This is a genomic window from Terriglobales bacterium, from assembly GCA_035567895.1.
GTDB lineage: Bacteria > Acidobacteriota > Terriglobia > Terriglobales > Acidobacteriaceae > Gp1-AA112.
In genome coordinates this window covers 179,559-186,168 of record DATMPC010000014.1, presented here as the reverse complement: position 1 = coordinate 186,168, position 6,610 = coordinate 179,559, and the positions used below count along the sequence as shown (strand labels likewise).

The following is a 6,610-nucleotide window of genomic DNA, read 5'->3' as shown; positions in this document are numbered from 1 at the left end:
TGGTGATCGAACTCCGCGACCGCCGCCACCCCGATGCCGCTAAGCAAGGACTTGCGCGAGTTTGTCGAATTATTAAACGCGAACAAAGTTGAATACCTGGTCGTAGGAGCCTTTGCGGTCGCCTATCACGGCGTTCCGCGGTACACCGCGGATCTCGGCCTGCTCATTCGTCCGGCTCCCGAGAACGCCGAGCGGGTGATGCGTGCCCTATCGCAGTTCGGCTTCGGGAATCTTGCGATAGGAAGCGGCGATCTTCAGGATCCGGATAAAGTCGTCCAATTGGGCATGAGCCCTAACCGGATAGATTTGCTGACTAGCCTTTCCGGCCTTAGCTTCGAAGATGCCTGGTCCACGCGTGACCAGGGGGAACTGGATGGAGTTGCGGTCTATTTCATAGGCCGCGCAGCCCTGATCCGGAACAAAGAGCACACCGGCCGAGCGCGCGACCTCGGCGACGCCGAAGAACTACGAAAACGCTCCATCCTGCCTGACTGAAGTCGAGCACTAACAGCTTGGGGTATGCCCCTCGATAAGCGACGTTCGCGAGGGTGGGATAGGAGAATGCGTGTAATTCCGCCTTTGACTTTTGCATTGTCCGACACCACTGGCTTCACGTGCATTGGACAGAATAGACGAATTGGAAGCTGCCCGAAAAGAAGAGAACAAACAAAACCGGGCTGATTGACATTCATGTCACTCCCACCCTCGCCAACACAGCGAGGCCGGGGTCCCAGCAACTCGATTTTGTTGCTGGGGTGGGGGGATGGGGCACCCGACTTCTTGTTAGTTCCATATTGGAACTCAACAAAAAGGCCTGGCCACCCGCCAACCCTGGACCACGGAGTTCGCATGCACGAACCGAAATGGAAACAGTCTCGGCCCATCCGGCTGGAATTGTCCGCTCAGCGGATACGGGCGATACGGCCTTCGGTAGGAAAGTTCTTGAACTGCAATGCGTCGTGGCCTGGTATGACACGGTCGGCGGAGCCGGCGAGTTGGATCATGCGTTCCTGGTTACGGATGTTGGCTGGGTGATCAGCTTCGCTGAAGGTGGCCGACGCAGCTCGCTCTTTAAGGTTGCGATACAGGTAACAGTTGTCTGAGGCCAATACGTAAACCGGCTCGCCATCGACGCGAATGTACTGCGAAGCATAGGTGTGGCGGCCGCCCGTGTATGCGCGGATGCCGGGAAGGATTTCTACGTCGTCTCCGTTCACTAGTCTCAGTCGACCTTGCGTGTTCAGTCGTTCCAATTCCGCGACATCTTCGCTGTCGATTCCGCCGTGTTTTCCGCCCGGTTGCCAGGCATCGCCTGTGTAGTAAGCGAACTCCTCTTTCTGAATCCAGACAGTGGCTTTTGGGAACAGGTCAATGCCTCCCATGTGATCCCAATGGGCGTGACTGACGATGATGTCCGTCACTTCCTCAGGCTTCACTCCCGCAAGTTTCACAGCTTCATCGGGCCGCAGGTATTCAGTGATCGGAAACTGCTTGAACCATTTTTCTCGATGAAAGCCGCTGTCGAACAGGACGTTGTGTCCGCCGCCGCGTAGAAGCCAGAACACCATAGCCAGGTTGACCTTTTCCTCCTTGGGCGCTCCGATCACGAGATTAGACACGGGAAAGTCCGGCACGGTGGCGTAGCGAATGGCCTGGATCGTGTAACTCTGGGCGCCCGCGGTGGCAGACCACTGAACGACCAACAGCACGGCGACGAACGCGAGAAGTAACCGGCGCATATGCGGCCTCTAGCTGAAGTGCCGGGCGAGTATATCGCAGGCACCTTAGCCAACTCTGCATCGGAACCCAGCAACTAAGGTTTGGGGGGTTCATTTTTCCGTTCGTGGAGTTCACCTCTCCACAAGAAAGGTGCCGGAAGGACTTGGAAAGCTTCTCTGTGCTCCCGGTGAACGTGTATGCAAGTACGTAAGACCCGGATTCTTTTCGCCGATGATGAACCTGGCATTCGATTGACGTTGCCGCTCATCCTGGAACAGGAAGGTTTCGCAGTGTCGGTGGCAGGCACAGTTGCCGAAGCGCTGGCCTATATCAACCGCGATAAGTTCGACGTGTTGTTGGCTGACCTGAACATCGGCGAGAAGGGTGACGGATTCACCTTGATCAGCGCCATGCGCCGCGTCCAGCCGAGCGCCGTAACATTAATTCTCAGCGGGTATCCTGATTTCGCAACCGCACTGGAAGCGATACGAAACCAGGTCGACGACTACCTGACAAAACCCGCCGAGGTAAAACACCTCGTCGAGACGATTAAGGAAAAAGCCAAACAGCCGCGGCGAGTAACTCCGATTCAGGTCAAGCGCCTCTCAGCTATCTTGCGTGAGAGCGTCGATGAGATCGCGGCTAAATGGCTCAGCGAATCGAGCCAGAACACAATGCTCTCTTCGATTCCGCTCAGCAAGAAGGAGCGACTCGATCACGTTCGTCTGATCATCGAGGAGCTTGCGAAGCGAATCGAAGCTGGTCCAAATGTGATCGCTAACAGTAAGAAACCGGGAGCGACGACACACGGCCGGGAGCGCTTTGAACAGGGCTATACCACGCAACGTATCGCGATCGAAGCCCGATTGCTGCACATTGTCCTCTCTCGTGTCCTGCACAAGCACTTTCTCTCCGTTGACATGAGCACCTGTATCTCCGACATGATGCTGATGGGCGAGGCCCTTCACGAAGAATTCGAGGAGTCGATCCGTGCTTTCGAAGAGCAATCAAGCTTTGGACAAACGGCGTGAAGCCAAGGGTCTCAAATCCTGCCTAGCATGTACGGACGGGTGGCGCAGCCTTCGCTGCTCGTAATTTTTCTTGTTTGCCATACCTAAAAAGTGGGTGTGCCGCATCCTTTTGCGGTTTTTCGAAAGGGTGCGCTGGCGATGCACGTTGTCGATCTGATTTGTCATCGAAGCACGCTGCGGAGACTCGAAGCAGAAACAAAATCAAAACAAGTTGCTCGACCAGCTCCTGTTCCCGCACCCTTCGAAAACACGAAGAGTGCGGCACCCACTCTCTAGAAATCGTAAGCAAGAAAAACAGGAAACGGCGAAGGGTATGCCACCCTTCCGGCTCTAACTGGGTCTCCTGCCGCTCTCGGGGTTGAAATGAAGTTGGAAAGAAAATCCCGGAAGATGGATCGGAACCGTGTAATCCGCAGCCAGGTACATGGTTGCCTGGATGCCTTCGCCGTTTCGCACAACTGTGACCTGCTCCGGCGCTAGCTGAATGTCGTATTTGCTGGCCTTGCGTATAACTTCATTGCGGAACTCTTCATCCGAGAGGCCGTTGCTATATCCAATGCGTGGGCCGAGCTGCGACGCCATATCGTGCATATCGTCGCGCAACTCAACACTCGCCAACTCCCACTTACCGATCTGCCATCCCGCGCTGCAGAGTACGAGGAGAATCGCTATCGCCCCAATGATCTTTATGTTTCGCTGACTCATGATGATCGCTATGAATCCTTGTTCTTTGGTTATGTCGCTGGGGCAAATCTTAGTGCAACCGGATCATAGCGGTGCTGGAACGATGGGCAAAGTTACTTTCGTCGTATTTGCAGCGGCGCCTGCAGAGTTTTCCTATTCTGGCAATCGAAGTGTCTTGGTGTGATCAAGGTAGACTTTCCGCTGGCGCTAGTTTTCCAATGTTCCTGATTGCGAAGCCTTCCGACGACAAAATCCGCGGATTCCTTGCCAGCCAGGCTGAGTCACAGTTTTCCTATTCTGGCGTTGGGTTTTCTGCCGATCGCTCTCGCGTTGTTGGTTACACAATCGATCACAATCGATGGCTACTTGGTTACGGTGAGGATGTTTGGAGTCGTGCTGTAAAGGCAATTAATAATTGGCAGATGTTCAACATGGGCTGGTTGCAATTGTGTTGGCCCGACGCTCCAATCACCAAAGGAACGAACGTCGCAGTTCTCATCCGGCACTTCGGCTTCTGGTCGTTGAATGCAGCTCGAGTCGTCTACGTACTGAACGAACGCAGCGGCTCAGTGGAGAGACGTGGTTTCGCGTACGGCACTCTTCTAGACCATGCTGAAAGTGGAGAAGAACGGTTCTCTGTGGAACGGGAGAGCCGGGATGATTCCGTCTGGTACGATCTCCTCGCTTTTTCACGCCCTCGAGCTATCTCGGCGAAACTGGCCTTTCCTTTAACTAGATGGCTTCAACGGCGCTTCAGAGAAAATTCTAAAGCAGCCATGCTGAAGGCGGTTGCTTAAGAACCAACTGCAACCGCACCACCCACTACCGCAGGTGGTTCTGCTACACTGCGCGGCCACAGGCGATAACATGCCGAACAACCTCATGCGCAAGCTCACGAGATTCGTTTTACCTGCACTTATCACACTCTCCGCAACCGTAACCTGCTGGGCTGAGCCGCTCAAGTGTGATCTCAGCGAATACAAGGTTCGTTCAGGGTTGACTGCCACACCCCAGGGCGAGGTCCTGGTTGTGGAGTGGACAGGTGCAGGTACTAACGAACTGCGTACCAAGTTTGCCGTTAGCAATGGCGTGCCTACCATTCGCGATTTGGCGGTGCGTGCTGGCGGCGCTTGGAGGACGCTGGGCCAGAATCTGACGCCGGAATTCCGGGTGACGAGCGGAGTGCGGCGGATGTCGGAGCAGCAGGCGGCGCCTCTACGGTCGCTTGGGGTGGAGATTACTCCTGAGGTCATCGAGAAGAATAAGTGGTATGCGTTCTGGGATGCGCCGCTGGAGGTTCCCGGTACGCATCCGGGAGAGAAGACGCCGCACAGCTTGGGTTTGCCGCGCAAGCCGGAGGAGGTCCGCCAGGCTACGGCAGCGTTCCATGCCGATTCATGCAGCGTGAAGACCGACGGAGACCGCATCGAGGTCACCTTTCCCGGTCTCGATATGGGAATCTTCTCCGGTAGTTTGCGATTCACGGTGTATCGCGGAACAAACCTCATTCGCATGGAGGCGGTCGCCAAAACCGACGAACCATCGATTGCCTACAAGTACGAGGCGGGACTGAGCGGCCTTTCGACCGATCTTATGCCACGGGTTGCTTGGCACGACGTTGGCGGGCATCCGCAGCGGTACCTGTTTGGCGGTCCGAAGAACGATGCGGTTGCGCCGGTGAAGGCGGCGAACCGTGTGCTGGTGGCTGAGGGCAAGGGTGGATCGATGGCTACATTCACTCCGCCGCACACCTTCTTCTTTACGCGCGAGGTCGATACCAATCTGGGATATGTGTGGTACCGCAAGGACGGCGATAAGCGCTTCGCGATCGGCATTCGCCAGCCGGATCGGGAAGAGGTGGAGAAGTATCGCGACAACTTTGCGCTGTTCAACGCGCCGCCGGGCACGTGGCAGCGCATGGCGGTGTACTTCTATGTGGACGCCAAACCCGCCGAAGCCACGCGGGATGCGGTGCTGGCCTTCACCCACGGGGATACGTTCAAGCCGCTGCCCGGGTACAAAACCTTCGTCAACCACTTTCACCTGGACTTTACCGGACGCCTGCGCCAGAGCGGCTCGCTCGACACACAGATCGAAGACCTGGCAGCGATGCGGGCTCTCAATCTGAACATCATCGGGCTCAGCGACTTTCATTTCGAGCTGGCGCGCGATGATCCGGGACCGCTGCGCTTCAAGGATCAAAAAGATTATTTCGAAGGATGCCGGCGCGCGTCGGACAAAAACTTCCTCGTCGTGCCCTGGGAGGAGCCGAGCGCCTACTTCGGAGGCCACTACAACATTCTCTGGCCGAAGAATGTGTATTGGTCGAAGGTGCGCACTCCGGGCCAGGCGTTTACGGAAATGGATCCCATTTACGGAAAGGTGTACCACACGGGCGGCACGGACGATGTGCAGGCGATGATCGCCGCCGAAGATGCCTACTGGTACCACGCACATCCGCGGACCAAGGGCACGACCGGCTATCCCGACGCCGTGTTCGACAAGGCCTGGATCAGGAGCGATCGCTACCTGGGAGTGGCGTTTAAGCCCGGAATGGGAATGGACCTTTCCGAGCAGCGTTTGTGCGAGTGGCGCTGCTTCGATTCCATGGACACGATGAACAACCAGAACGCCGGCTCCGGGCTGAAGCCGAAATACATCATTGCGGACATCGATACTTACAAGAAGGGGCCGGAGGATGATCTGTATCCGAACTTCCCGGTGAATTACCTGAAGCTAAGCCGCGTGCCCGGGCCGGATGAAGATTGGTCACCGATCCTGCGCGCGCTCCGCTCCGGCGACTTCTTTGTGACTACCGGGGAGATCCTCATCACGAACTACGCAGTGGAAGGCAGCCGATATCGGCGAAACATCTCAGCCGATGTGGAGTGGACGTTCCCGCTCGAGTTCGTCGAAGTAGTTTGGGGCGATGGCAAGAAAGTCGACCGGCAAATCATTTCAGCAAAAGACCTGCCGCCGTTTGGGAAAAAACATTTCTCAATCCCATTTGAGGCCGCGGGAAAATCCTGGGTTCGTTTCGCAGTATGGGACTCGGCAGGCGATGGCGCTTTTGTCCAACCGTCGTGGCTGCGGTAGCCGAGCGCCCGTGCGGAGCAGATTGGTTCGTTTCGTGTCGGAGCACGCCCAAAGCATCCGATACGAAATTCGTGTAAATC

Annotated in this window: 6 protein-coding genes; 4 read left to right on the top strand and 2 right to left on the bottom strand. The window is 56.3% G+C overall.

Features of this window, described 5'->3' with window-relative positions:
* Positions 1–33 precede the first annotated feature (33 nt).
* Positions 34–495: a hypothetical protein gene (locus tag VNX88_05630; protein HWY68123.1), complete on the top strand. Its 462-nt coding sequence runs from the start codon at positions 34–36 to the stop codon at positions 493–495.
* 407 nt (positions 496–902) lie between these two features.
* Here VNX88_05630 and VNX88_05625 read toward each other — a convergent pair whose 3' ends face one another.
* Positions 903–1,739, bottom strand: coding sequence for an N-acyl homoserine lactonase family protein (locus tag VNX88_05625; GenBank protein ID HWY68122.1), 837 nt, complete (start codon positions 1,737–1,739; stop codon positions 903–905).
* Positions 1,740–1,916: 177 nt separating this feature from the next.
* Here VNX88_05625 and VNX88_05620 point away from each other — a divergent pair, with 177 nt between their 5' ends.
* Positions 1,917–2,750, top strand: coding sequence for a response regulator (locus VNX88_05620; protein ID HWY68121.1), 834 nt, complete (start codon positions 1,917–1,919; stop codon positions 2,748–2,750).
* Positions 2,751–3,080: 330 nt separating this feature from the next.
* Here the strand turns inward: VNX88_05620 and VNX88_05615 are convergent, their stop codons facing one another.
* Complete coding sequence (locus VNX88_05615) at positions 3,081–3,455, bottom strand: hypothetical protein (protein ID HWY68120.1); 375 nt, start codon at positions 3,453–3,455, stop codon at positions 3,081–3,083.
* A 197-nt stretch (positions 3,456–3,652) separates the two neighbouring features.
* On the opposite strand from VNX88_05615, the gene VNX88_05610 reads away from it, so the two are divergent.
* Complete coding sequence (locus VNX88_05610; GenBank protein ID HWY68119.1) at positions 3,653–4,231, top strand: DUF1990 domain-containing protein; 579 nt, start codon at positions 3,653–3,655, stop codon at positions 4,229–4,231.
* A 70-nt stretch (positions 4,232–4,301) separates the two neighbouring features.
* Positions 4,302–6,530, top strand: a complete 2,229-nt coding sequence (locus tag VNX88_05605; protein ID HWY68118.1) for a hypothetical protein — start codon at positions 4,302–4,304, stop codon at positions 6,528–6,530.
* The last annotated feature ends 80 nt before the right edge of the window (positions 6,531–6,610 follow it).

Excerpts from the sequence above, each read along its gene's own strand:
- VNX88_05630 (HWY68123.1), top strand. The coding sequence starts at position 34 with ATGCCGCTAAGCAAGGACTTGCGCGAGTTTGTCGAATTATTAAACGCG.
- VNX88_05625 (HWY68122.1), bottom strand. The coding sequence starts at position 1,739 with ATGCGCCGGTTACTTCTCGCGTTCGTCGCCGTGCTGTTGGTCGTTCAG.
- VNX88_05620 (HWY68121.1), top strand. The coding sequence starts at position 1,917 with ATGCAAGTACGTAAGACCCGGATTCTTTTCGCCGATGATGAACCTGGC.
- VNX88_05615 (HWY68120.1), bottom strand. The coding sequence starts at position 3,455 with ATGAGTCAGCGAAACATAAAGATCATTGGGGCGATAGCGATTCTCCTC.
- VNX88_05610 (HWY68119.1), top strand. The coding sequence starts at position 3,653 with ATGTTCCTGATTGCGAAGCCTTCCGACGACAAAATCCGCGGATTCCTT.
- VNX88_05605 (HWY68118.1), top strand. The coding sequence starts at position 4,302 with ATGCCGAACAACCTCATGCGCAAGCTCACGAGATTCGTTTTACCTGCA.